This is a genomic window from Mannheimia granulomatis (assembly GCF_011455695.1).
Lineage (GTDB): Bacteria > Pseudomonadota > Gammaproteobacteria > Enterobacterales > Pasteurellaceae > Mannheimia > Mannheimia granulomatis_A.
Genome location: NZ_CP015030.1, coordinates 571233 through 592353 on the forward strand (window position 1 = coordinate 571233; position 21121 = coordinate 592353).

Annotated in this window: 16 protein-coding genes; 9 read left to right on the plus strand and 7 right to left on the minus strand. The window is 40.0% G+C overall.

The genetic code is table 11. The features are described 5' to 3' along the window. The first annotated feature begins 2 nt into the window (after nucleotides 1-2). The 5 genes from A4G16_RS02890 to lptD all read left to right on the plus strand — a co-directional run bounded on the left by A4G16_RS02890 (nucleotide 3) and on the right by lptD (nucleotide 5401). Nucleotides 3-380 (plus strand): YacL family protein, encoded by a 378-nt coding sequence (locus A4G16_RS02890; protein ID WP_165888617.1) that lies wholly within the window; start codon nucleotides 3-5, stop codon nucleotides 378-380. A 125-nt stretch (nucleotides 381-505) separates the two neighbouring features. Beyond that, entirely contained in the window at nucleotides 506-1093 is a 588-nt protein-coding gene (yihI, locus tag A4G16_RS02895) for a Der GTPase-activating protein YihI (protein ID WP_042803909.1), read from the plus strand. 28 nt (nucleotides 1094-1121) lie between these two features. Continuing rightward, nucleotides 1122-1589 carry a DUF2489 domain-containing protein gene (locus tag A4G16_RS02900; protein ID WP_027074853.1) on the plus strand — a complete coding sequence of 156 codons (468 nt, stop codon included), beginning with the start codon at nucleotides 1122-1124 and terminating at the stop codon, nucleotides 1587-1589. Next, nucleotides 1589-2956: an oxygen-independent coproporphyrinogen III oxidase gene (gene hemN, locus A4G16_RS02905; RefSeq protein WP_165888618.1), complete on the plus strand. Its 1368-nt coding sequence runs from the start codon at nucleotides 1589-1591 to the stop codon at nucleotides 2954-2956. The genes A4G16_RS02900 and hemN overlap by 1 nt, the downstream gene beginning before the upstream one ends. 111 nt (nucleotides 2957-3067) lie before the next feature. Continuing rightward, nucleotides 3068-5401, plus strand: coding sequence for an LPS assembly protein LptD (lptD, locus tag A4G16_RS02910; protein ID WP_165888619.1), 2334 nt, complete (start codon nucleotides 3068-3070; stop codon nucleotides 5399-5401). Nucleotides 5402-5515: 114 nt separating this feature from the next. Here lptD and ppc read toward each other — a convergent pair whose 3' ends face one another. Beyond that, nucleotides 5516-8155: a phosphoenolpyruvate carboxylase gene (gene ppc, locus A4G16_RS02915; RefSeq protein WP_165888620.1), complete on the minus strand. Its 2640-nt coding sequence runs from the start codon at nucleotides 8153-8155 to the stop codon at nucleotides 5516-5518. A gap of 293 nt (nucleotides 8156-8448) precedes the next feature. On the opposite strand from ppc, the gene A4G16_RS02920 reads away from it, so the two are divergent. Further along, nucleotides 8449-8850, plus strand: a complete 402-nt coding sequence (locus tag A4G16_RS02920) for an FKBP-type peptidyl-prolyl cis-trans isomerase (RefSeq protein ID WP_237052385.1) — start codon at nucleotides 8449-8451, stop codon at nucleotides 8848-8850. Nucleotides 8851-8964: 114 nt separating this feature from the next. Here A4G16_RS02920 and A4G16_RS02925 read toward each other — a convergent pair whose 3' ends face one another. From A4G16_RS02925 to fruB, 6 genes are all read right to left on the minus strand, one after another. Beyond that, the gene (locus tag A4G16_RS02925; RefSeq protein ID WP_165888622.1) at nucleotides 8965-9810 is read right to left on the minus strand and encodes a TPM domain-containing protein; all 846 of its coding nucleotides are present in this window, start codon (nucleotides 9808-9810) and stop codon (nucleotides 8965-8967) included. Then, entirely contained in the window at nucleotides 9807-10265 is a 459-nt protein-coding gene (locus tag A4G16_RS02930) for a TPM domain-containing protein (protein WP_165888623.1), read from the minus strand. The genes A4G16_RS02925 and A4G16_RS02930 overlap by 4 nt, the downstream gene beginning before the upstream one ends. A gap of 82 nt (nucleotides 10266-10347) precedes the next feature. After that, nucleotides 10348-10932 carry a LemA family protein gene (locus tag A4G16_RS02935; RefSeq protein ID WP_042803894.1) on the minus strand — a complete coding sequence of 195 codons (585 nt, stop codon included), beginning with the start codon at nucleotides 10930-10932 and terminating at the stop codon, nucleotides 10348-10350. A 168-nt stretch (nucleotides 10933-11100) separates the two neighbouring features. Next, a complete protein-coding gene (locus tag A4G16_RS02940) occupies nucleotides 11101-12771 on the minus strand; it encodes a fructose-specific PTS transporter subunit EIIC (protein WP_165888624.1) in 1671 nt (556 codons plus the stop codon). Between the two features lie 36 nt (nucleotides 12772-12807). Further along, complete coding sequence (gene fruK / locus A4G16_RS02945) at nucleotides 12808-13743, minus strand: 1-phosphofructokinase (protein ID WP_165888625.1); 936 nt, start codon at nucleotides 13741-13743, stop codon at nucleotides 12808-12810. Between the two features lie 13 nt (nucleotides 13744-13756). Next, nucleotides 13757-15256 carry a fused PTS fructose transporter subunit IIA/HPr protein gene (gene fruB / locus A4G16_RS02950; RefSeq protein ID WP_165888626.1) on the minus strand — a complete coding sequence of 500 codons (1500 nt, stop codon included), beginning with the start codon at nucleotides 15254-15256 and terminating at the stop codon, nucleotides 13757-13759. Nucleotides 15257-15542: 286 nt separating this feature from the next. Between fruB and glgB the strand changes: the two genes are divergently transcribed. Genes glgB through glgC form a run of 3 tightly spaced genes read left to right on the plus strand, consistent with a single transcriptional unit; the run spans nucleotide 15543 to nucleotide 21108 of the window. Continuing rightward, nucleotides 15543-17777 carry a 1,4-alpha-glucan branching protein GlgB gene (gene glgB / locus A4G16_RS02955; RefSeq protein WP_165888627.1) on the plus strand — a complete coding sequence of 745 codons (2235 nt, stop codon included), beginning with the start codon at nucleotides 15543-15545 and terminating at the stop codon, nucleotides 17775-17777. Between the two features lie 9 nt (nucleotides 17778-17786). Beyond that, a complete protein-coding gene (gene glgX / locus A4G16_RS02960; protein WP_165889885.1) occupies nucleotides 17787-19802 on the plus strand; it encodes a glycogen debranching protein GlgX in 2016 nt (671 codons plus the stop codon). Next, nucleotides 19795-21108: a glucose-1-phosphate adenylyltransferase gene (gene glgC / locus A4G16_RS02965; protein ID WP_165888628.1), complete on the plus strand. Its 1314-nt coding sequence runs from the start codon at nucleotides 19795-19797 to the stop codon at nucleotides 21106-21108. The genes glgX and glgC overlap by 8 nt, the downstream gene beginning before the upstream one ends. Nucleotides 21109-21121: the final 13 nt, after the last annotated feature.

Consider the following 21121-nt stretch of genomic DNA (forward strand, 5'->3'; position numbering starts at 1 on the left):
GTATGGAATATCAATTTACTCATAGTATTCACGGGGTTGTTGCAAAATGCTCAATGGATCACGAGGCTTTTGCTCGTTGGTTAAACTGTGAAATTACGGAAAATCAGAAAGATCTGGACACCATTTTTGCGGAAATAGAAAAATGTCGTGCCGCTTTCCCAAATCATTATGAATGCGTTTTTGAAGGCAAAGAATACAGCATTTATTTTGATTATGACGAAGTGATGGCAAAGGCAAATAATTTAGATACTGCTTTTGAAGAAGACGAAATCGAGGATGGATTTCAGTTTTATAATCAAGAAAGCATCGCATTTTGTGGTTTGGACGATTTTGAAAAGTTTTTAAAAGCTTACAAGCTTTTTATGCAAACCTATCATTAAATAGCAAATAAAGGCATGGATGAGCCATGCTTTTATTTTTTGGATTGTAAATCTAGACTATCAACAGACAGCAATTCCTTGTAGAATAATCTTTTATATTAATTTTAAGCAACATTGAACAAATTATGAGTCGTACTAAAAAAACACGTCGTATTACCGACATTATGCCGGCTAGAAAAAGTGATAAGCCAACACAGCCTACGCCAAAATTAGGTGGTGGTAAAAAGCGTAAACTTACTCGTTATGAGCTAGATGCTCAAGCCCGTGAGGAAAAGCGTAAACGTAAGCACAAGGGGTTACCGACGGGCTCTCGTAATGCAGACCTAGCGGAGAAGAAAAAAGAAAGCGTGAAAGAGGTAAAAGATCCACGTATCGGCAGTCGTAAAAAAGTGCCATTAATGGTAGAGTTTGTCAATCAGCCGGAAAAAGGGCGTACTATCAAGCCTGTGCTGATTGAGCCACAAAAACCAACACTTTCGCCAGAGCAAGAGCTAGAGCAGTTAGAAAATAATGAATGCTTAAATCAGCTGTTAGATGATTTAGAAGCCGGTAAAACGTTATCTCTTGAAGATCAGAAATTTATGAATGAGTGTTTAGATCGTATTGATGAGTTGATGACTGAATTGGGTATCGAATTTGAAGATGAAGACAGCGATGCAGGAGATGCCTTACTTCGTCAATTTGAAACAATGGATATTAATAAATTTCGCTAATTATCAGCAAGGATGATAGCCGATTATGATGCTAAAAATATTTCTTATTGTGTTGGCTGCTTTAATTCTAATTTCATTGGCAGGTTATGCCATACATTTAATGCTGAAATTGCGAATTCAAAAAAGACGGGAAAAAGCGCTGCTTGAAGAGGCAAAACAGGCACAAAAAGAACGTTATTTGCGTATATTAGAAAGTATTGATGTGATTGCCAAAGCAATGATGTCAGAACAATGTGATTTATCTGAAGGGGTTTTAAGGTTAAAACCGTTATTAGACGTTTTAGGTAGAAAATTAAGCCAATATACAGCGATGTGGGCGTTGTACCAAGTGGTGGAAAATATGCCGATTTTAGACGAGCGAAAAAAACTAAAACGTAATGAACGGATGAAGCTGGATTTGGAACGTGAAGCCAAAGAAGTTGAACTTGAATCAGATATCAAAATTGAGTGTTACCAACTATTACAAGATATTGAAGAAATGAAAAAGGCAATCTAATGTCAGAAATTATTTGGGATTTAGCCCTTATTCAAAAATATAATCAATCGGGACCTCGTTATACTTCATATCCGACAGCATTGGAGTTTAATGAGAATTATACTAACGATGATTTTAAAGCGGCAGCGGCTCGTTATCCGGAGAGACCGCTTTCCCTTTATGTACATATTCCGTTTTGTCATAAGCTTTGTTATTTCTGTGGCTGTAATAAAGTCATTACACGCCATCGTCACAAAGTTGAAATTTATCTAGATTATCTTGAACGGGAAATCAAAACACGTGCACCGTTATTTAAAAATCGACTGGTTACTCAAATTCACTGGGGTGGTGGTACACCAACCTACTTAGATGAAGATCAGTCTGCCCGTTTAATGGCAATGCTTCGTTCCAATTTTGAAGTTAGTGATGAAGCCGAGATCAGCATTGAGATGGATCCTCGTGAAATTGAATTAAATATGCTTGATCATCTAAAAGCGATTGGCTTTAACCGTATCAGTATGGGGATTCAGGACTTTGATAAAGAAGTCCAACAATTGGTAAATCGTGAGCAAGATGAGGAATTTATCTTTGATTTGATGAAACGAGCTAAAGAGCTAGGTTTTGTTTCTACGAATGTGGATTTGATTTACGGTTTGCCAAAGCAAAACGTAGAGGGCTTTATGTATACCTTAAAGCGGGTAGTTGAGCTGAATCCGGATCGTATGAGTGTCTTTAATTATGCACACTTGCCAAGTCGTTTTGCGGCACAAATTAAAATCAAAGAAAATATGTTACCCGGACCTGAAACTAAATTAACGATTTTGCAAAAGTCGATCGAATTTTTAGGGGAAAACGGTTATAAATTTATTGGCATGGATCACTTTGCTAAGCCGGACGACGAGTTGGCGATTGCACAAGAAAAAGGCATTTTACACCGTAATTTCCAAGGTTATACGACTCAAGAAGAGTGTGATTTATTAGGTATGGGAGTATCTGCGATAAGCTTATTAGGCGATACTTATGCCCAAAACCAAAAAGAGTTACAGCAATATTATGCAGATGTTGAAGCAACAGGCATTGCCTTGCATAAAGGGATTGCACTCAGTCAAGATGACTGTATTCGCCGTGATGTGATTAAAGCATTGATCTGTAATTTTAAATTGGATTTCACTACTATTGAAAACGCATACGGTATTGAGTTCAACTCCTATTTTGCTGAAGATTTAGACTTACTCAAACCATTGGCAGCAGATGGTTTATTAACACTGAGTGATAATGAAATTGTGGTTTCTCCTCAAGGACGTTTACTCATTCGCAATATTTGCTTATGTTTTGATGTGTATTCAAGGCAATTAGCGAGAAGACAGCAATTTTCTCGTATTATTTAACGAACAAGCGGTCGTTTTTAGGCAAAATTTTACAAACCTCTAAACCTTGAACTATTTGTAAAATTTCTCTGTTTTTTGACCGCTTGTTCCCTAATTCATAAAGGAAAAAGTATGAAACAGCGTTATAGCTTACTTTCTCTTGCTGTGATGGCAGCTTGTTATAGCAACTATACAGTCGCTGATTTAAGGCAACAATGTTTACTTGGCGTGCCTCAATTTCAAGGTGAATTGGTAGAAGGCGATCAACTTAGCATGCCTGTAACCATCGAGTCAGATAGTGCTGTGATTAATCAGCCACGAGATGCGACTTACAGCGGTGATGTAAGTATCAAGCAGGGGAATCGTTCTATTGTTGCAGATCAAGTTCGTGTGGAACAAGATGGCGAAAATGCCCGTATGGCATATTTACAAGGTAATTTTAATTATCAAGATGATCTGATTCAAGCAACGGGCGCTGATGCAACAATTAATCTACTTTCCAAAGAGGCTAATCTTGCTAATGCTAACTATCAATTAGTTGGCAGACAAGGCCGTGGTACGGCAGAGTTGGGCGAGTTTGGTAATGAGAAGCGAACGTTAAAAAATGCAAGTTTCACGTCTTGCTTGCTGGATGATAACTCGTGGTCGATTGAAGCCAATGAGATGATCCAGCATGTCAAAGATGAATATGCCGAAATGTGGCATGCTCGCTTTAAAGTATTAGGTGTGCCGGTGTTTTATTCTCCGTATTTACAATTCCCAATTGGTGATCGTCGCCGCAGTGGTTTATTAATTCCAAGTTTTGAGCGTTCAAGTAGAAACGGTTGGACTTACTCTCAACCATTTTATTGGAATATTGCACCTAATATGGATGCAACCATTACTCCAACTTATTACTCACGTCGTGGTTGGCAAATCAGTCCGGAGTTTAGATATTTAACGAAAATCGGTCAAGGTTTGGTAGCCAGTGAATATATGGCAAGAGATCGTTTAACTGAATATCAGCCGGAAGATAAAGATCGTAAACGTTATTTGTTACATTGGCGTCATAGCATGAGCTTTTTAACCGATTGGCGTTTTTCGGTTGATTACACCAACGTAAGTGATAGACGTTATTTCTCGGATTTTGATTCGGCTTATGGTAACCGCACAGATGGCTATGCGACTCAGAACTTTAAGTTAGGCTACTATCAACCAAACTATAATTTGTCGATTTCAGGTAAAAAATTCCAAACATTCGATAATTTGAATATCGGACCTTACCGAGTATTACCGCAAATTGATTTTAATTACTACAAAAATGATTTAATTCAAGGTGGTGATTTTAAATTTTTTGCTCAAGCTGCACGTTTTGAAAATGATAGCAGGTTGATGCCGAAAGCATGGCGTTTTCATGCAGAACCAACACTTAATTTTCCTCTTGCAAACCGCTATGGTAGTTTGAATGTAGAAACAAAATTATATGCAACTCACTATATGCAAAATAAAGGAAGTGAGAGTACAGAGGAAATAAAGAAAAGTGTAAGTCGTGTAATCCCTCAGTTTAAATTAGATTTCCAAACGGTTTTAGAGTCGGATAAACAGTTATTTTCAGGTTTTAACCAAACACTTGAACCTCGAGTGCAATATATTTACCGCCCATATAAAAACCAAAGCGATATTGGTTCAAAGAGACACCAAAGTGTAAGCTTAGGCTATGATTCCGCGCTGTTACAAAATGATTATTTCTCACTGTTTAATGATCGCCGTTATAGTGGTTTAGACCGTATTTCGTCTGCCAATTTAGTTACAGCTGGTGGAACAACCCGCTTCTTTAATGATAAAAGCGGAGAAGAGGTTTTTAACTTCAGTTTAGGGCAGACTTATTATCTGGGTCCATCAAAAATTGATGATAGTGTAGAGAATAGTATCAATAAACGTACTGCCTCGTGGTCAGCAGAGTCTAACTGGAAATTTCATAAAAATTGGAATTGGCATGGTAGCTATCAATATGATACTCGTCTGAAGCAGACCTCTTTGGCAAATATGTCTTTACAATATAAGCCTCAGTCGGATAAGTTGATTCAATTAAATTATCGTTATGCAAGTAAGGATTATATTAATCAGAACTTAAATACGAATAAGTATGGTCAATCTATTAAACAGGTAGGTGCAGTTTTTGCTTGGGAATTAACGGATAAGATCTCAATGATGACAAGTTACTACCAAGATATTGCATTGAATAAGCCGGTTGAAGGGCAGCTTTCGTTAAATTATAACACTTGCTGTTGGGCTGCGAATGTTTATGTTGCTCGCAGATTGGTTTCTACTCCGGTAGGTTCGCCAGATACTATCAACGATTTGTACTATGATAACAAATTCGGTATTAACTTTGAGTTACGCTTCGGGACGAGTTATAGTAATGGCGTATCAAGAATGTTAAAACGAGGCATTATTCCTTATACAGAGCCTTACGGTATTAACTAAAACAAAAGCGAGAACAATGTTCTCGCTTTTTTCATATTTGTGTTTTTACCAAGCGGTCAGATATTGTTGAAATTTTGCAAATTTTCTACCAAATTTAACCGCTTGCAATGCAATTTAACCCGTATTACGCATACCGGCTGCAATCCCTGTGATGGTAATCATCAAGGCTTGTTCTAATTCCGGATCAGCATTTTCGCCTTGACTACGAATACGGTGTAGAAGCTCAACTTGCAGTAAGTTTAGCGGGTCGGTATATACATTACGTAGTGCAATAGATTCTGCAATCCAAGGTAAATCTGCCATTAATTGACCATCGTGAGCAAGAGCTAAAACCGTTTTAATATCTGATTGTAGCTGGCTACGCAGTGCTTTACCTAAACGGTGTAAATTTGGCTCGACCAAACGTTGATCGTAATATTCCGCCAACCATTCATCCGCTTTACTAAATACCATTTCCAGCATCCCAATTCGGGTAGAGAAGAATGGCCACTCATTACACATCTCTTTAAGTAAATTTTCATTACCATCATTAATGAGTTGCTGTAATGCTTGCCCTGCGCCTAACCATGCCGGTAACATTAATCGATTTTGCATCCAAGCAAAGATCCAAGGAATAGCACGTAAACTTTCCACCCCACCATTTGGATTACGTTTTGCCGGGCGTGAGCCTAGAGGTAAGCGAGAAAGCTCTAATTCCGGCGTTGCCGAGCGGAAATATGGTACGAAATCCGGCTCGCCACGCACCATATTACGATAGATCTGGCAGGAAATATCCGAACCTTTTGCCAGTACATCTCGCCATTCTTGTTTTGGTTCCGGTGGTGGGAAAATATTCGCCTCAAGAATTGCACTTGCATACAATTCTAAGCTTTCGACTGCAACTGCAGGCAAGCCTAATTTAAAGCGGATCATTTCACCTTGTTCGGTTACACGTAACCCATTTTTCAATGAACGAGGGGGCTGAGAAAGTAGTGCTGCGTGAGCTGGAGCACCGCCTCGACCGATTGTACCGCCACGACCGTGGAATAAGGTTAGCTCGATATTATATTTTTCACAAAGATTCACTAAAGATTCTTGTGCACGATACTGAGCCCAACTTGCAGCAAGCATTCCTGCATCTTTAGCGGAGTCGGAATAGCCGATCATGACCATTTGGTAGTTATTTATCACACCACGATACCAGCCAATATTAAAGAGATCGGTCATCACTTTTTCACTGTGATCTAAATCCCCTAAGGTTTCAAACAGAGGTGCCACCGGAATAGTAAATTTGCAGCCGGCTTCTTTTAATAAAAGGTGCACGGCTAGTACATCGGAAGCTTCACGAGCCATAGAGATCACATAAGCAGAAATGACACCTTCAGGTTGCTCTGCAACTACTTTACAGGTATCTAGTACTTCTTTAGTTTCCGGGCTCGGCGTCCAGTTTGTAGGAATGAGTGGACGGCGAGAGCTTAATTCACGCACTAAGAAAGCTTGTTTATCATCTTCGGTCCAGTGAGAATAATCGCCTAAGCCAATATAGCGGGTAATTTCTGCAATTGCTGCTTCATGACGACCACTTTCTTGGCGAATATCTAAACGAGATAAACCTAAACCAAAGCAGCCAACTCGGCGCAAGCAATCCAATAATGCGCCATTGGCGATAATTCGCATTCCACAGGCTTGTAGTGATTGATAGCAATCAAATAGCGGTTCCCATAGTTGTTCATCAGACGTGAGAATATCATCTTCATCAACGGTTGAGATTTTATCTTCCAATAATTCGGCATAATAGATACCGGTATTGATCAATTTTTGGCGAAGTTGTTTGAGTAAGACACGATACGGCTCTAAATGCTCCCCATATTTTGCACGAAATGCCGGAGTACATTGTGTAATTGAAAGCTCTTCTGCCAAAGCTTTAATATCTTGTAAAAATAATTCAGCCGCTTTCCAACGGTTCATTCTTAATACTCGGCGAGTAGTTTCGGCAGTCACAAACGGATTACCGTCACGGTCTCCTCCCATCCAAGAAGAGAAGCGAACAGGTGCTAAACTGACAGGATATTGTACGCCAAAGTGTTTTTCCAGATAAAAATTAAGCTGGCGGCAAAATTCAGGTACGGCTTTCCATAAGCTATTTTCAATGACAGCCATACCACTTTTCGCTTCATCAACAGGGGTAGGACGCTGTGTTCTGATTTCATTGGTATGCCAAGCTAGTGCAATAAGCTGCATTAAGCGGCGTTTGATTTTATAAGATTCTGCCTCAGTTAAATCGTCATGTTCCAGTAGATTTAAACATTTATTGATTTCAACGTGTTTATGCCCCAGAGAGCGACGTGTGACTTCCGTTGGATGAGCGGTTAATACCAAGTCAATCATTAATCCTTCAACGGTTTTAATTACTTTTTCAACAGGAATATTTTGTGCTTTTAAACGTAGGAAAAGTGAATCTAATGAACGGCTACCTAGCGATTCATCAATATGATGGCGGGAAATAGTTTGGTACTGCTCAGCAATATTCGTTAAATTCAGAAAGTGGCTGAAGGCACGGGCAACCGGCAATACGTCCTCATTAGAAATGTTGGCTAATTTATCTAATAGTTGCTCACGAGCTGCTTCATCACCGGCACGGGATTTTTTGGAAAGCACGCGAATGCTTTCAATCAGCTCAAGAATATAATCACCTTGTGCATCGCGAATAGTTTCCCCTAAAAACTCGCCTAGCATATGAATATTATGCTGAATAGTTGAATATGGATGACTCATAAAAAATTCCTATGGTAAACATAAAATAAAATAATCTCTAACTCTTTCTAAATATGCCGAAAATCGACAAAAATAGCAAATAGATTTAATTAAATTTTTGAATTAAATGATATAAAACAAAACAAGCGGTGATATTTGCAAAAAATATTACAAATATTACCGCTTGTACTTTCTAAGATTTAAATAACGCTAAGAATTTTAATATTTAGCCACATACTAAACTTTAAACTAAAAACATTGTCGAAATGCAACAATACTTTTGCTTTATACTCTTAAGAAGGAGATTTAATATAATGAAAATACTTGATACATTAAGTATGGCATTATTGATAAGCACTATAAGCTTACCTACTATGGCATTGGGCGATTCAATTTATCACTCTACCGAGCAAGGTTTAAAATATAAAGTCATCAAAAAGAGCACTGGAAAAAGGCCGGCTTTAGGTGATGAAGTGGAGGTTCGCTTTACTTCTTACAATAGCCAAGGTGAATTGTTAGAAGGGACGCTGAATAATGTACCGGTGATTTTACCGATTAGTGAGATGTTCTCCGGCTTGCAACAAAGTTTATTGCTAATGCCTGCTGGCTCTATTTATGAATTTTATATTCCCGCTCATTTGGGGTATCAGGAAGAAGGAAAAAAAGCAAAGCAAGCTGTTAAGTACCATATTGAGTTATTAAGGATTAATCCTTAATTTTTATAACTTTTTAAAGCAAGATTGATCTGCACCCCAAAAGTCGGATTAAACAACTAACTGATTAAAGGTGCAGATTTTTATGACTAAATAAATTTATCGAGTCAGCAGGCGTTACCAACTTCCTCCTGCACCGCCACCGCCGGAGGAACCTCCACCGAAGCTGTCACCGCTGCCTCGGCTTCCACCGAAACCTCCGCCAAATCCACCTGAATTTCGACCGAATCCACCTCCAAAGCCGCCATTAAATCCCCCGTTTCTACGTTGGTTTTCTCGTAATATTTGCCCTAATTGATCCATTGAGCCGGGGCTGATGTAAGTTGTGTTTCTACGAGGACGGAAAATAAGAAAAATCACCATAGCAGCAAATAGGAAGAATAGTAGTCCTTCAATATCTTCAAATTCTTGGGATTCTTCACCATAGCTGGCATAAGGGGCATATTCACCATTAATGGCTGCCATAATTGCTGATAAACCACGTGCTATACCGGCTGCATACTGTTCTTGTTTGAAGAATGGAGTAATGTCATTACGAATAATGCTTGAGGCAATCGCATCCGGCAATACACCTTCTAAACCACGACCGGTTGCAATAAAGAGTTTACGGTCATTTTTAGCAATTAATAGCAATATACCATTGTTCTCATTGTTTTTAGTTCGGCCAATTCCCCATTTATTAAAAAGGGTATGAGCGTAGGTAGAAACGGCTTCTCCCTCGGTAGTTGGCACAATGACTACAATAATTTGTGAGCTGGTTTTGGCGCGATTAGCAATTAACGCATCTTCCAATATCCGCCATTCTTGCGGACTTAAGGTGTTTTTTGTGTAGTCTGTAATGTAATAAAACGGATTTGGCGCTTCAGGGTAGGTTACTGCCGAAGCATTCACACTAAATAATGCTAAGCAGAGAAATAACAAGCGGTCAAAAAAGTGACGAATTTTGCAAATGGATTTTATCATTTAATCACCACCTCATTGGAAAGTTCGTTTCGATCACTTGCTTGATAAGGGAAATAGCGGGCTAACGGGCCTTCTAGTGTTTGTATTGCATGGCAAATGGCTTGAGTGTAATCCCCTTGTTGGCAATCTATACACATTGCTTTGTAAACATCTTGCCAAAAGGTTTCGCCAACTTTTTGATGAATGCCTTCATCACCAACCACTGCTACATAATGTGGCTTAAATGAAAGATAAAGCAACACACCATTACGTTCTGCAGTTTCTTGCATATTTAATTCATCAAAGAGTTGGTTTGCACGTAAAACCGCGGCATTTTCAACTTTATCAATGTTTGCTTTTCGTTCAACAACAACACGTAATTCTGCCGATGTCTGCCGTTCTAAATGTACGATTGCTTGTTCAATAATAGCTGTATCAATAGGCAATTTATTGGAAAGAAAAGAAAATAATCCCATTTGTTCCTCTTAAAAATAAAGCAATAAGCGCTGAATTGAGAGGCTTATTGCTTTAAGTTAGGTTAATACAAGCGGTCAAATTTTAGTTAAAATTTACAACCGGTGCTTTATCCGAACCTGCTTCGGACTTAAACTGTGGTTTTGCTTTAAAGCCCATGATCATCGCAGCTAATTTAGTCGGGAATTCACGCACTTGTTTGTTATACTCTTTTACTTTTTCGTTGAAGTTATTGCGTTCAACATTAATACGGTTTTCTGTACCTTCTAATTGAGCTTGAAGGTTTAAGAAGGCCTCGTGTGCTTTTAACTCAGGGTATTTCTCAACAGAAACCAATAAGCGGGAAAGTGCAGAATTTACCCCTTGTTGCGCTTCTTGGAATTTTGCCATTTGCTCTTCGGTAGCATTACTTGGGTCGATGGTTACCGCTGTCGCTTTAGCGCGCGCTTCAATAACAGAGGTTAAAGTTTCTTTTTCAAAGTTAGCTTGACCTTTAACGGTGTTGACTAGGTTTGGAATTAAATCCGCACGGCGTTGATAAGCAGATTCAACATTTCCCCATACTGAGTTGATGTCTTCTTCTGCACGCATTAAGTCGTTATATTTCGTTAATGAATAACCACCGATTGCAACTACAGCGATCACTAAAATCCATAAAATCTTTTTCATTATTTAAGTCCTATGATGTGAAAAGAAAGTGAAAAATTGAGGGCATTGTATAGTTAAAAATAAGCTATGGCTAGCGAACTTACAAAATTTTGCAGAAAAATGACCGCTTGCTGGCATTGAAAAGATAAAAAACGGAACCTAGAGGCTCCGTTTTTTAGTTGAAATGGATTATTCCGCTTTTTGTTTGATGGTTGCGTAAACTACGCCGGTAACTAATGAACCGATTGCGATAGCTGCTAAGTACATTAATGGTTGTGATACAAACGGAATCACGAATAAACCACCGTGCGGAGCTTGTAAAGTAATGCCTAATGACATTGAAATTGCTCCGGCTGTTGCACCACCTAAGATTGAACTCACAATTACACGAATTGGGTCTGCTGCAACAAATGGTAATGCTCCTTCTGAAATAAAGCATAACCCTAAGACAAAAGAAGCTTTACCGGCATCACGTTGGTTGGTATTAAATTTATTACGCGCAATCAGAGTAGCAATTGCCATACCGATTGGTGGCACCATACCCGCTGCCATAACTGCCGCCATTGGCGTGTATTGTTGTGAAGCAATTAAGCCAACGCCGAAGGTATAAGCTGCTTTGTTTACCGGGCCGCCCATATCGGTACACATCATTGCCCCTAACACGATACCTAAAAATGCCGCGTTTAATTGCCCCATTGTATTTAACCATTCAACCAATGAATCCATTAAGGCTTTCACCGGTGGGTTGATGATATAGATCATCGCCAAGCCGACAATCGCTGAGCCTAATAACGGTAAAATAAGGATTGGCTTGAGCGAGGTTAAGCTCGGTGGAAGTTGAATTGCACCATTTAGGAATTTCACCGTATAACCAGCTAAGAAACCGGCAACGATACCGCCTAAGATCCCCGCTCCTGCGGTTGTGGCTAGCATACCACCGATTAAACCCACAGCTAAGCCCGGACGATCTGCAATAGAAAAGGCAACATAGCCCGCAAATACTGCAATCATTAAGTGGAATGCTGCACCGCCACCAATGTCCATTAACGCTTTTGGTAAGCCAGCCGCGATGGTTTCATCTTTGAAAGCTTCAATCCCAAACATAAAGGAGATAGCAATTAATAAGCCTCCTGCCACTACTAGCGGTAACATATGAGAAACGCCTGTCATTAGATGTTTATACAAGCCTTTTTTCTCACCTGTTGCAGATTCTGTATTTGCTGCTTTGGTTGCTCCGCCTTCATACACTTTTGCTTGTACAAAGGCTTTTTCAAACTCTTGAGCAGTTTTCTTCAAGGCTAAGCCTGTTGAGGTGCGGTACATCGGTTTGCCTTTGAATTTATCTAAATCTACATCAATATCAGCGGCAACGAAGACTAAATCAGCCGCTGCAATTTCTTCCGCGGAAATTGGGTTGCCTGCACCTACTTGTCCGCGGGTTTCGACTTTCACATTCCAACCTTGAGTTTTTGCGTAATTTTCAATTGCTTCTGCTGACATAAAGGTGTGAGCCACGCCGGTCGGGCAGGCAGTTACAGCAACAATATTTTTCACCGCAGAGGATGCCGAGCCGGATGAGAAATCAGTTGAGAAAGTAGCACTTGCAAAAGTTTTTGCATTTTCGACCGCTTGTTTAAGGCTGGCTTCAGGTTGAGCGAAGGCTTGGTCTAAATCTAAAACCGCTCCTCGTTTACCTGCCGCTTCTGCCGGAACTGCGTTATCAAATAACACAAGGAAATCAGCTTGGCTGGCAGCAACCACTTGATGACCTTGCTGTTTTGCTGCCGCAGCCAGCACTTCATTCACTAAAAAACGGCGAGCGTTGCCGAGTGTTTGTGGGAAAATAAAAGAAACGTTCATTATGTATTCCTTTGTTTAAATAAAATTGTATTTTGGTTAAGAAACTACGTTAATTTGGGTATCGTTAAAGATCTGATCTAGCACATTACGATCTGAAATACCGACATTGCTCTGTGATACGGCAAGGGCGGAGGTTGATGAAGCAAAACGTAAAGTTTTTTCCTTATTCCAGCCCTGCGATAAACCGTAAATTAAGCCTGCAACCATAGAATCGCCTGCTCCTACGGTACTGACCACATTTTCGCAACGAGGAGGTTGAGCTTGTAGTACGCCTTCGCTATTTAGCCAAAGTGAACCTTTTTCGCCCATTGAAATAATCACATTTTCAATGCCTTGAGAATGTAATGTTTGTGCCGCTTGAATGATCTCTTCTGTACTGTTTAAGGCTTTGCCAACAAAGACTTCCAACTCACGGCGGTTTGGTTTAACCAACCAAGGATGAGCTTTTAAGCCTGCCGTTAATGCTGCATTGCTGGTGTCTAGCACCACTTTTAAGCCCTGTTGATGGAGAGACTCCAACCAAGAGGCAAATTGCTCGGGCGTAATGCCACGAGGTAGAGAACCACAGACTGCAACTAGGTCAAATTTATCTTTCCATTTAGCCGATTCAGCAATAAAGTTCTGCCAATCTTGGGTGGAAATTTCAAAGCCTAAAAAGTTAAGATCGGTTACATCGGCTTCAGTTTCGGTAATTTTGACATTGATGCGGGTTTTGCCTTGAATACGATAAAATTCATCTTTGAGCTTATTTTGCTCAAAAGCATTTACAAAATCGCCTTGATTTTCAGCACCTAAGAAACCGGTAATAGAAAGGCTTAAACCTAAATCTGCTAATACTTTTGCTACATTAATACCTTTACCGGCAGGGTATAAGCCTAAGGTCTCAACGGTGTTCACTTCGCCAATTTCAATACGTTTTAAACGACCGACTAAGTCAAATGCTGGGTTTAGGGTAACAGTTGCGATACGCATAGTGATTCCTCGTTTATTCGCCTAAACCTGATTCAATGGCTTTGCCGATAGCAGTAAGAGCAACTTCGGCATCCTCACCAGTGGCAACAAAGCGTAATGTCGTACCTTTGGTTACACCCAGTGCTACAATTTTCATCAAGCTTTTTGCACTCACAAGCGGTGAATTTTTATCAACATTTTGCACTTCGATTTTGGCATTGAATTTTTTCACTTCGTTAACCAAAACAGCACTTGGACGAGCGTGCAAACCGTGTTCGTTTTTGATCACAAAGCAAGCTTCTTTTTGATTTTCTGTTGTTAAAGATTCGGTGGTAATTTCTGTTTGAGCTGGTGTAGCAACAGCGCCGGCAATTTCAATGCTGTCTTCAACAGTTGGTACAAATGAAACGTTTTCACCTAAACCGTCTATAAAGGCTTTTTGTAATGTTTCGATGGCTTGTTGTGCATCTTCGCCCTCTGCTACAAAGCGTAAACGGTGAGCTTGGCTGGCACCTAATGCTACTACTTTCATCGCACTTTTCGCACTTGCCGGTGCGGTAGCTCTGTCTAAGTTTTCTACTGTGATTTTGGCGGTAAAAGGTTTCACTGTCTGTACTAACATTGCCGCCGGGCGAGCATGTAAGCCGTTTTCGTTTCGTACAGTAAATATACCAATCACTTGCTTGCCACTTGAAACGTCAGCGGTTGGTGTTGTGCTGTTTGAAGCTAATTCTCCAGACTCTCCTTTTAGTAGAGAAACTAATTGTGCAGCAGTTGCCATTGCAATTTGTTGACGAACATCAGCTTTTAAAAATTGTGCTATAACCAATTGTAAGTTATTACCGGTATCTGAAACGGTGATTAAGGTTTGACCTTGTGTATTACGGGCAACTGCCAGGCCGCTTGCTTGGTTGCCTTTAGAAGAATCAACAATAAATAGATTATCGCCCAAATTTAATGGGTTAGAGGAAACTACATCGCTGATAAAAGCTTGGGAAACATAACCTTGTTCTTGTAATTTGCCTGCGTTGATAGCGGATAGGGTAATCAGGCTTGAAGATTCCACATTCAATGAAATTAAGGTTTCAGATAGGACTGGAAGATTTTTGCTACCGCTGAGTACGGCAATAAATTCATCAAGATTTTTGGTTTTTGCTAGTGTTTCAGCCGCTGCTTCATCGCTTAGGACTGTCGTGAGTTGGCGAAGTAGGGCTAAATGCTCGTCTGATTTGGCAGCAATACCGATGACAACATAAGCGATATTGCCTTCACCCCACTCAATTCCTTGTGGGAATTGGATAATTTGCACTCCGGTGTTTTTTACTAGGTGGCGAGTATCTAAAGTTCCGTGAGGGATAGCAATACCATTGCCTAAGAATGTAGAGGTTTGGGTTTCACGAGCAAGCATGCCGGTTTCATAACCTTCTGCTACATTGCCGTTTGCCACTAATTCAGCTGCAACAAGGCGGATAACCTCTTCTTTGTTGTTTGCCGAGCCATTTAAACGGATATTTTTTGCCGATAAATTAAGCATTTTAGCTCCTTCAATTCAGGTGGATTTAAATTGTAAATTTGCGGGCTAGTTTACTCTATTTTTTGCTAAACCGTTATAGCTAAATACAGATAAAAATGGTTAAAAATGTGATCTAGCTCACAAATTTATAAAGTTTTTATGCTTTTGAGGTAAGTGGCTAAAACGATTTAGCTCTAAAAATATTTTGTGATCTGAGTCAAAAAATAGAATAAATATACTTCTTTTATTGTTATTTAGTGGTAGAGTAGAAGGTAAAATTAACGATAGCGTTAAGCAGGGAGTGCCTATGCAGTATTACAGTTATTCTGAGCAAGATTTAACTTTTATTACGCAACTATCTGAGGGATATTGCAAGGATCCTTTTTCCTATCTAGGTATTCACTCAATTGATAATGGCGTTATTATTAGAGTTTTTCTTCCTTCCGCTCTTTCTTGTCAAGTTATCGATCTGCAAGGCAAAGTTATTTCAGCTATGCAGAAAATTGATGATAAAGGTTTTTTCATTGCTGAATTGATTGGTAAAAAAATTGATTTTTCTTACCGCTTGTTGGTACAGTATCCACACACCCAAGCTGATATTGAAGATCCTTATCGTTTCAAAACCCATATTCAAGAGTTGGATAACTGGTTGTTTACCGAAGGGAAACAGCTTCGTCCTTATGAAAAATTAGGCGCTCATCCAATTACTCAAAACGAAGTAGGAGGTGTCCACTTTAGTCTTTGGGCACCGAATGCAAAGAGGGTGTCTGTGGTGGGCGATTTTAACCAGTGGAATGGGCTTGTCCATTCTATGCGGTTCCATCCGGATTCAGGCATTTGGGATATTTTTATTCCAAATGTTGCTAAAGGGGCCTGTTATAAATTTGAAATACTGGATAACAATGGTGTGTTACGCTTAAAATCCGACCCTTACGCCTTCGCATCTCAATTCCGACCCGAAACCGCATCTGTTGTATCAGGTTTACCAAGTGTTGTACCTGCTGAGAAAACTTGTCGCACAGGTAATGCGGTAGATAAGCCGATTTCTATTTATGAAGTACATTTAGGCTCTTGGCGCCGAAATATTGTCAATAATTACTGGTTAAGTTACGAAGAATTAGCCGATGAACTCATTCCTTATGTAAAAGATATGGGATTTACCCATATTGAATTGCTCCCGATTTCAGAATTTCCATTTGATGGCTCTTGGGGCTATCAAACCACCGGAATTTATTCTCCAACCAGCCGTTTCGGTAGCCCTGAAGGCTTACGCTATTTTATCCAAAAAGCCCACGATAAAGGCATCGGCGTAATTTTAGATTGGGTCGTCGGGCATTTTCCTGTCGATGAACATGGTTTAGTTTATTTTGACGGCACACATCTATACGAGCATTCTGATCCCAAAGAGGGATATCATAAAGATTGGAATACCTTGATTTTTAATTATGGCAGAAATGAGGTAAATAATTATTTATCCGGTAATGCACTTTATTGGATTGAGCGTTTTGGCATTGATGCCTTGCGTGTTGATGCGGTTGCTTCCATGATTTACCGAGATTATTCTCGTGCAGATGGCGAATGGATCCCTAATAAATATGGTGGACGTGAAAATTTAGAGGCGATCGATTTTTTACGCCATACTAACAATATTTTACGAGAGGAAAGTCACGGTGGGGCGACGATTGCAGAGGAGTCGACTTCCTTTGCCGGTGTATCGCATCCAACCGAACAAGGCGGACTTGGCTTTAACTATAAGTGGAATATGGGCTGGATGAATGATACTTTGCGCTATATGCAAAAAGATCCTATTTATCGCCGTTATCATCACAATTTAATGACCTTTGGGATGACTTACCAATATAGTGAGAAGTTTGTGCTACCGCTTTCGCATGATGAAGTGGTACATGGTAAAGGCTCACTACTGAGTAAAATGCCGGGAGATTGCTGGCAAAAATTTGCTAACTTACGGGCTTATTATGGCTATATGTGGGGCTATCCGGGTAAAAAATTACTCTTTATGGGCAATGAATTTGCACAAGGCAAAGAGTGGAATTTTGAAGAAAGCTTGAACTGGCATTTGCTTGGAGAAGACGGGGGCGAGTGGCATAAAGGTGTGTTAGGCTGGGTAAAAGCACTTAACCGTTTATATACAGAGACTCCGGCACTTTTTGAGCAAGATTATTCTCCTGAAGGCTTTGAATGGCTAGTGGTGGATGACTACGACAATTCTGTTTTTGCCTTTGAGCGTAAAGCAAAAAACGGCAATAGCGTGATAGTAGTCAGTAATTTCACCCCTGTTGTACGCAAGGATTACCGGATTGGCGTGAATGAATTGGCGGAATATAAAGAGATCTTAAATTCTGATTTAGGCTGTTACTGTGGTAGTAATGTGAGCAATACTGATAGATTTGAAAGTCAATCGGTAGCATCGCACGGTAAAGCTTATTCAATCAATATTACTTTACCACCGCTTTCAACTATCTTTATCACCAAGACAAAAGTGATTAAAGCGAAGAAGCCGTTAAAAAATCATAAGAAATAATAAAAGATGATGCACTATTTTAAAGGAAAGCCTTTTCCATTTGGCAGTCAGACTTCTGTACAAGCGGGCAAATTTGGCACAAATTTTGCAATTTTTTCTGAAAATGCGACCGCTATAACATTGTCTGTTTTTGATGAGCATAACCAAGAACACCGTGTTCCAATGTACTGCACAGAGGGGACGTGGCATGTTTTTGTGCCAGGAATCGGTGCCGGTACAAAATATGGTTATCGGGTAAAAGGTGTAGTAGATGAAAATCGCGGCTTTTTGTTTAATGAAAATAAATTATTACTCGACCCTTACGCTAAAGCGATTACAGGCACACCTGATTTAAGTAGCGTTGAAGCAGCCTCATGGTACATTTGGATCGATGAGCGTGATAATGCCCATTTCGCTCCAAAATCAATTGTTGTTGATGAAAAATTTGATTGGGAACAGGATTGTCAGCTTTTTACCCCTTGGGAAGAAACCATTATTTATGAGTTGCAGGTTAAAGGCTTTAGTAAGCTTAATCTTAATGTACCACAATCAATAAGAGGTACTTTTGCAGGCTTGGCACACTCGGCATCAATCGCACATTTGAAAAAACTTGGCATTACTGCGGTGGAATTACTGCCAGTTACTTACCACATCGATGAGACCCATTTGCAGAAGCAAGGCTTAGTGAATTATTGGGGCTACAATGTGTTAGGTCATTTTGCCGTAGATCCGAGATTAGCTGCAGATAAACAAAATCCATTGCTAGAATTTAAGCAAATGGTGAAAACGCTTCATCAAGCGAATATTGAAGTGATTATGGATGTGGTATTTAACCATACCGCGGAAAGCGATAAAAATGGTCCAATGCTGAGTTTTCGAGGGATTGATAACCATGCCTATTGGCAAAATGAGCAAGGTGACTATGAGAATTGGACAGGCTGCGGAAACACATTAAATTTAAACAATCCTTATATACTTCGTTGGGCAATCGATTGCTTGTACTATTGGGTGGAGGAGTGTCACATCGATGGCTTCCGTTTTGATTTAGCTTCAATTTTAGGTAGAACGCCTCATTTTTCCGAAAAAGCAGATTTTTTTAAAGCAATCAAAAGTTGTTCGAGATTAGCCCATACTAAATTGATTGCTGAGCCTTGGGATATCGGCACAGAGGGTTACCAATTAGGCAGATTTCCGGAATCCTTTTATCAATGGAACGATCGTTACCGTGATGATATGCGATGTTTATGGCTACAACAAAAAGGTGATTTGGGGTTGTTTGCCTGCCGTTTTGCCGGCAGCGATGATATTTTTTCTAAGCACACATCTTCTAGAAGCATTAATTTTATTGCCTCGCACGATGGCTTTAATCTGCAAGATTTAGTCAGCTATAACCAAAAACATAATTTTGCTAACGGCGAACAAAATCGTGACGGAGATAATGAGAATTACAGCTACAACCATGGCGTTGAGGGCGAAACCGATGATGAATCGGTAAAAAATCAGCGAGAAATGACCGCTTGTGGGCTATTGGCGACGTTATTTTTATCTGCCGGTGTGCCGATGCTGCTTGCCGGCGATGAAATGGGACATAGCCAGCAGGGTAATAATAACTGTTATTGCCAAGATAATGAAACCGCTTGGTTGGATTGGGAAAAAGCCAACCAAGCACGGATAGATTATGTAGCGGCATTAATTGCGCTACGCAAAAAAATCCCGCTACTCTCAAAACAAAATAAATGGTGGGATAGCCAATCGGTCAGTTGGCTGAATGTTTCGGCACAGTCTATGCAAATTAGTGATTGGCATAATAATGCCTTAAAAGAAATGGCAATTTTATTACAGGATAAGTGGTTGTTTTTGGTTAATGCCAAACGCCAGAAACAGCAATTTCGATTGCCTGAAGGCAACTGGACAGTGGTTTTAGGGCAAATAACAGGAACTTTGATGACAGACACGCAAGCAGTTACACTCAATGATATGGGAGTATGCGTACTTCAAAAAAGTGATGCAATTCACACAGCAACATTGGAGACACAACATGCTTAATCAAGAATCAACGGCACTTGTTGCCAGACAGGATCTGACTAACGATACTTTAGTTTTAATTTTAGCCGGTGGACGGGGGTCTCGTTTGTATGAATTGACTGATAAACGTGCAAAACCTGCAGTCTATTTTGGTGGAAGTCGCCGTATTATCGACTTCGCTTTATCGAACTGTATTAACTCTAACTTATTGAAAATTGGCGTGATCACCCAATATGCTGCTCACTCATTGTTGCGTCATTTACAACGAGGTTGGTCATTCTTGCCTTATGAACGTAATCAATATATTGATATGTTACCGGCTCGCCAGCAATTAGATGAAAACACGTGGTATCGTGGTACTGCTGATGCTGTCTATCAGAATATGGCGATGATGAAATCGCACTATCGTCCGAAATATGTGGTGATTTTAGCCGGAGATCATATATACAAAATGGATTATACCCAAATGTTGAAAGATCATGTGGATAAAGGGGCAAAATGTACTGTCGGCTGTATTGAAGTACCTCGTTCGCAGGCCACAGAATTTGGTGTGATGGCGGTAAATGAAAAATTAAAAGTCAAAGAATTTGTAGAAAAACCGGCTGACCCACCATCAATGCCGGGCAAGCCTGAATCATCTCTGGCCTCAATGGGAATCTATGTTTTTAATGCAGATTATCTCTATGAAATGCTGGAAAAAGAAGCTTCAACACCGGGAACTTCACATGATTTCGGTAAAGATATCATTCCAAAAGCGGTTGAACAAGGCGTGTTATATGCTCATCCTTTTGAACGTTCTTGCAAAGGGCGTAATGCAAGTGGGGCAATTTATTGGCGTGATGTGGGAACTATTGATAGTTATTGGGCCGCTCACATGGATTTAGTCTCTGAAGAACCGGAATTAGACTTATATGATGAATCTTGGCCAATTCATGGTCGCCCGCAGCAAACTGCACCGGCTCGTTTTTTCTATAATCGAGCTCGTGCCAGAACCCTAGACAACTCCCTCATTGCTGGTGGTTGTGTGATTACCGATGCAGAAATCAGTAACTCGGTACTGTTTAACCGTGTTCATGTTGAGGCTGAATCAGTGATCGAACATGCGGTTATTCTGCCACAGGTAACAATTGGGAAAAACTGTATTATCAAACGTGCAGTGATTGACCGTCATTGCGTGCTGCCTGATGGATTACAAATCGGTGTGAATTTGGAAGATGATGAGAAACATTTCCGTGTGAGTAAAGAAGGTATTGTGTTAGTTACACAAAAAATGCTGGATAAGCTTGCCGGAAAAGAAGTGTGTTCGGATATTAAATATACAATTTAAATATTGATGATAT

What these genes read in the sequence shown, in the direction of transcription:
- fruB (WP_165888626.1), bottom strand. Translation starts at nt 15,256, where the DNA reads ATGCTTAATTTATCGGCAAAAAATATCCGTTTAAATGGCTCGGCAAAC.
- A4G16_RS02940 (WP_165888624.1), bottom strand. Translation starts at nt 12,771, where the DNA reads ATGAACGTTTCTTTTATTTTCCCACAAACACTCGGCAACGCTCGCCGT.
- A4G16_RS02925 (WP_165888622.1), bottom strand. Translation starts at nt 9,810, where the DNA reads ATGATAAAATCCATTTGCAAAATTCGTCACTTTTTTGACCGCTTGTTA.
- glgX (WP_165889885.1), top strand. Translation starts at nt 17,787, where the DNA reads ATGCACTATTTTAAAGGAAAGCCTTTTCCATTTGGCAGTCAGACTTCT.
- lptD (WP_165888619.1), top strand. Translation starts at nt 3,068, where the DNA reads ATGAAACAGCGTTATAGCTTACTTTCTCTTGCTGTGATGGCAGCTTGT.
- yihI (WP_042803909.1), top strand. Translation starts at nt 506, where the DNA reads ATGAGTCGTACTAAAAAAACACGTCGTATTACCGACATTATGCCGGCT.
- A4G16_RS02930 (WP_165888623.1), bottom strand. Translation starts at nt 10,265, where the DNA reads ATGGGATTATTTTCTTTTCTTTCCAATAAATTGCCTATTGATACAGCT.
- A4G16_RS02920 (WP_237052385.1), top strand. Translation starts at nt 8,449, where the DNA reads ATGAAAATACTTGATACATTAAGTATGGCATTATTGATAAGCACTATA.
- hemN (WP_165888618.1), top strand. Translation starts at nt 1,589, where the DNA reads ATGTCAGAAATTATTTGGGATTTAGCCCTTATTCAAAAATATAATCAA.
- ppc (WP_165888620.1), bottom strand. Translation starts at nt 8,155, where the DNA reads ATGAGTCATCCATATTCAACTATTCAGCATAATATTCATATGCTAGGC.
- fruK (WP_165888625.1), bottom strand. Translation starts at nt 13,743, where the DNA reads ATGCGTATCGCAACTGTTACCCTAAACCCAGCATTTGACTTAGTCGGT.
- glgB (WP_165888627.1), top strand. Translation starts at nt 15,543, where the DNA reads ATGCAGTATTACAGTTATTCTGAGCAAGATTTAACTTTTATTACGCAA.
- A4G16_RS02900 (WP_027074853.1), top strand. Translation starts at nt 1,122, where the DNA reads ATGCTAAAAATATTTCTTATTGTGTTGGCTGCTTTAATTCTAATTTCA.
- A4G16_RS02890 (WP_165888617.1), top strand. Translation starts at nt 3, where the DNA reads ATGGAATATCAATTTACTCATAGTATTCACGGGGTTGTTGCAAAATGC.
- glgC (WP_165888628.1), top strand. Translation starts at nt 19,795, where the DNA reads ATGCTTAATCAAGAATCAACGGCACTTGTTGCCAGACAGGATCTGACT.
- A4G16_RS02935 (WP_042803894.1), bottom strand. Translation starts at nt 10,932, where the DNA reads ATGAAAAAGATTTTATGGATTTTAGTGATCGCTGTAGTTGCAATCGGT.